The sequence below is a fragment of the Bradyrhizobium sp. genome (assembly GCF_049798375.1).
GTDB lineage: Bacteria > Pseudomonadota > Alphaproteobacteria > Rhizobiales > Xanthobacteraceae > Bradyrhizobium.
Map to the genome: position 1 here is coordinate 1 of NZ_JBARGP010000586.1, position 4,038 is coordinate 4,038.

The window sequence follows — 4,038 nt, forward strand, 5'->3', positions numbered from 1 at the left end:
CTCGCTTCCAGGCCGGGGCTCGATTTCGTGCGTGGCATCTTCGACGGCAGTTTGCCGCAACCGCCGATCATGCAGACGGTCGAGCCGTTCGACTGCACCGCCGAGGCGGGCAGCGTCGTGCTGCACAGCGTGCCCGGCCTGCGACACTACAATCCGATCGGCTCGGTGCATGGCGGCTACGCCGCGATCTTGTTGGATTCCGCGATGGGGCTCGCGGTGCACAGCATGTGCCCGCAGGGCATCGGCTACACCACCCTCGAATTCAAGATATCCTTCATCAAGGGCATGACCAGGGACTCCGGCGTGGTCCGCACCGAAGGCAAGACGCTCTCGTTCGGCCGGCGCGCCGCGACCGCCGAGGCGCGGATCATCGATGGCAAGGGCAAGCTGCTGGCACATGCCACCACCACTTGCCTGGTGTTCGAGCTGCCGAAGCAATGACGGGATTGATGATCCGGAACGCTCGCCGGCAACCACAGTTGAATCCTTCGACGATCTTTCGGAGGACCCACGTCATGCCCGACGTCAAGGACAAGACCGAGCCCCTCGCCATCGTGTTCGCGGATGACGGCCTGGTGCCGAATAATCCGCTGCCGTTCCTGGTCTACAAGGGCGTCGTGGATGTCGCGAACGGCGATCCAGAGAAGACGATCGAAAACCTGTTCGGCGCCCATGGCTGGGGCGACATGTGGCGCAACGGCATCTTCGATTATCTGCACTATCATGCCACCGTGCATGAGGCGCTGGGCGTGGCGCGCGGAACGGCCAAGGTGCGGTTCGGCGGCGACAGCGGCAAGGTGCTCGATCTCGCCACCGGCGATGTCGCGATCCTGTCTGCAGGCACCGGCCATCAGCGCATCTCGGCCAGCTCTGATTTCAGCGTGGTCGGCGCCTATCCGCCGGGGCCAAAGATGCAAGTGACCCGGCCGACGCCCGAAAACTATGCCAAAGCCCTCGACACGATCCCCCTCGTGCCGCTGCCGGCGAGCGATCCGGTGATGGGCGCGGATGGGCCGCTGGTGCGGTTGTGGCGAGGACAAAAATAGATACCATCGTCATTGCGAGGAGCGTTAGCGACGAAGCAATCCAGGATCTTTGCCGGGCTCTGGATTGCTTCGCTTCGCTCGCAATGACGAGCTACGCCGCGTTGCTGCCTTCCTGGCGGCTGGCCTCGAACAGGAACCAGGTGCGGCGCTCGGTTTCGTCGATGAAGGTCTCGAGCAGGCCCGCGGTGCCGGAATCCTCGTGATCGTCGCACAGCTTGTGGGCTTTGCGCATCGCCGCCGCCATGTGCTTGTTGTCCTCCATCAGCTCGCGCAGCATCTCGCGCGGCGGGACATAATCTTCGTTGTTGTCCTTGATGGTCTGCAGCTTGCCGATCTGGCCGATCGAGCGGATCGTGATGCCGCCGAGCTTGCGGACGCGCTCGGCGAGCTGGTCCGTGGTGGCGAAGATCGCGTCCGACTGCGTGTCCAGCATCAGATGGTAATCGTGGAAGTGGCGACCGCTGACGTGCCAATGGAAATTCTTGGTTTTCAGATAGAGCGCGAAGGCATCGGCCAGCAGCGCGTTGAGCGCGGCCGAGATCTTGTTCACCGCGTCCGGGGACAGATCGCTCGGAGTGTCGAGATCGGGGGCGGATTTGTCGGTCTTTGCTTTACTCACGGGGCAACCTTCCTGTTAGAAACCTTGAGATAGACAGGGGTGATCGGACCCTTTAACGCTCGCTGATGACGCCGGTTCCATCCGAGGAACCGGGTTTCCCGGACTTTTGATGCCATGAATGACTGGATCGATTATTACGATTCCACGCATACGATCTACGCGAGCAAGCTGCATCGCGACCTGCACTTCGCCGGTCTGGCGCGCGACATCATCAGCTACATCCCCTCGCCTGACGCGGTCGTGCTCGATTATTCCTGCGGCGAGGCGCTCTCGGCCGCCAAGGTCGCCGAGGCCTGCGGCATGCTGATCCTGGCCGAGCCGGCGCCGGGCGTGCGCGGTCGGCTGATCGCCCGCTTTGCGCCGAACACCAAGATCCGGGTGCGCGCGCTGGAAGAGCTCCGCAACATGCCGGAGGGGTCGATCGACCTCGTGGTGATGAACTCGGTGGCGCAATATATGAAGCCGGAGGAGCTCGACGTGGCATTCGCCGTGATCCGGCGGCTGTTGAGGCCCAATGGCCGGCTGGTGCTCGGCGACATCCTGCGGCCGGAGGTCGGCATGCCCAGGGACGTGCTGGCGTTGTTGATGTTCGCCTCAAAGCACGGCTTTCTCAGGGACGCCCTGGTCGGCCTGGTCAAGACCGCCCTGTCGGATTATCGCGAGCTCCGCACCAAGGTCGGCCTGCAGCGCTACAGCGAAAAGGACATGCTCACCAAGCTGACCAAGGCCGGCTTCAATCCGGTCCGCGCGCCAAAGAACATCGGCCACAATCGCTGGCGGACGACGTTCGTGGCCCGGCTGGCACTAGGAGGCAGCTAAGCGGCGGACATGTTCGGAAACAAAATTAGGGTTAATGGATACCGATGCTGGCTCACAGCGCCGTGATCGGGCATCTTGACCTTGGCCCGGTGGCGGAAGCTACGACGCGAAGAGCGGTGCAACGCTCTTGAACCTGGTTCAAGTCCAGGCCGGGCCTCCAGCCTACGCTGCGGCGCAGCTTCGGCTCGGCAAGCCAGCCGCTGCCGTGCTGCGGCGACCATCCTGCGGCCGCTCCCGTGGAAACAGTGCGGTAACCACATAAATCGGCGGTCGACAGGCCGCTAAACCCTTTCCGCCCCGGGGAAACTGGTCTAAAGACCCGCTTGCGCGCGAGGACTGGTCGCGCCTTGGCCTTGACCTAGGCCCTTGTGGGGACGCGCAGTTTGCGCGCCCTTTTTTTGTGCCTGCTTTCCGGCCCCAGAGCCCGTGAGATTGAATGCCGAAACGAACCGATATCTCCACCATCCTGATCATTGGCGCCGGACCGATCGTGATCGGCCAGGCCTGTGAATTCGACTATTCGGGTACGCAGGCGGTGAAGGCGCTGAAGGAAGAGGGCTATCGCGTCGTCCTCGTCAATTCCAATCCGGCCACCATCATGACCGATCCGGAATTGGCCGATGCGACCTATATCGAGCCGATCACGCCGGAGATCGTCGCCAGGATCATCGAGAAGGAACGCAACGTCGTTCCCGGCGGCTTTGCGCTGCTGCCGACCATGGGCGGCCAGACCGCGCTGAACTGCGCGCTGTCGCTGCGCCGGCTCGGCACGCTGGAGAAGTTCGACGTCGAAATGATCGGCGCCACCGCTGACGCGATCGACAAGGCCGAAGACCGCCAGCTGTTCCGCAACGCGATGGAGAAGATCGGGCTGCAGACGCCAAAGTCGCGGCTCGCCAATGCCTCGGCGCTGAAGAAGCGGTATCGCGACAAGCACCAGGCCGAACGCGAGAAGCTCTCTGGCGCCGAGCTCGAGGCACATGAGCGGCAATGGACGCTCGGCGAGAATGAGCGCCGTAAGCGTTACCAGGAGCATGCGCTCGGCGAGGCGCTGATGGCGCTGTCCGAGATCGGCCTCCCCGCGATCATCCGCCCGTCCTTCACCATGGGCGGCACCGGCGGCGGCATCGCCTATAACAAGGAAGAATATCTCGACATCATCGAGCGCGGTCTCGACGCCTCCCCCACCAACGAAGTGCTGATCGAAGAATCGGTGCTCGGGTGGAAGGAGTACGAGATGGAGGTGGTGCGCGACAAGAACGACAATTGCATCATCGTCTGCTCGATCGAGAACCTCGATCCGATGGGCGTGCATACCGGCGATTCCATCACGGTGGCGCCGGCGCTGACCTTGACCGACAAGGAATACCAGATCATGCGCGACGCCTCGCTGGCGGTGCTGCGCGAGATCGGCGTCGAGACCGGCGGCTCCAACGTGCAGTTCGGCGTCAATCCGGCCGACGGCCGCATGGTCGTGATCGAGATGAACCCGCGGGTGTCGCGCTCCTCCGCGCTCGCCTCCAAGGCCACCGGTTTTCCGATCGCCAAGGTCGC

General features: G+C 63.3%; 5 protein-coding genes and 1 tRNA gene. 5 read left to right on the forward strand and 1 reads right to left on the reverse strand.

Annotated elements, in window-relative coordinates:
* Both WA702_RS23480 and WA702_RS23485 read left to right on the forward strand, forming a co-directional pair.
* On the forward strand, nucleotides 1-441 hold a 441-nt coding region (locus WA702_RS23480; protein ID WP_425112947.1), incomplete at its 5' end, for a PaaI family thioesterase.
* A gap of 74 nt (nucleotides 442-515) precedes the next feature.
* Nucleotides 516-1,046, forward strand: coding sequence for a hypothetical protein (locus WA702_RS23485; RefSeq protein WP_425112948.1), 531 nt, complete (start codon nucleotides 516-518; stop codon nucleotides 1,044-1,046).
* A gap of 91 nt (nucleotides 1,047-1,137) precedes the next feature.
* On the opposite strand, the gene WA702_RS23490 is transcribed toward WA702_RS23485, so the two are convergent.
* Nucleotides 1,138-1,665, reverse strand: coding sequence for a Dps family protein (locus tag WA702_RS23490; protein ID WP_425112949.1), 528 nt, complete (start codon nucleotides 1,663-1,665; stop codon nucleotides 1,138-1,140).
* Between the two features lie 114 nt (nucleotides 1,666-1,779).
* On the opposite strand from WA702_RS23490, the gene WA702_RS23495 reads away from it, so the two are divergent.
* The 3 genes from WA702_RS23495 to carB form a co-directional block, all read left to right on the forward strand.
* Nucleotides 1,780-2,484 (forward strand): class I SAM-dependent methyltransferase, encoded by a 705-nt coding sequence (locus WA702_RS23495; RefSeq protein WP_425112950.1) that lies wholly within the window; start codon nucleotides 1,780-1,782, stop codon nucleotides 2,482-2,484.
* Nucleotides 2,485-2,567: 83 nt separating this feature from the next.
* Nucleotides 2,568-2,644: transfer RNA gene (locus WA702_RS23500), tRNA-OTHER, on the forward strand.
* 276 nt (nucleotides 2,645-2,920) lie between these two features.
* A partial coding sequence (gene carB / locus WA702_RS23505) for a carbamoyl-phosphate synthase large subunit (protein ID WP_425112951.1) occupies nucleotides 2,921-4,038 on the forward strand: 1,118 nt, incomplete at its 3' end.

Excerpts from the sequence above, each read along its gene's own strand:
- WA702_RS23485 (WP_425112948.1), top strand. The coding sequence starts at position 516 with ATGCCCGACGTCAAGGACAAGACCGAGCCCCTCGCCATCGTGTTCGCG.
- WA702_RS23495 (WP_425112950.1), top strand. The coding sequence starts at position 1,780 with ATGAATGACTGGATCGATTATTACGATTCCACGCATACGATCTACGCG.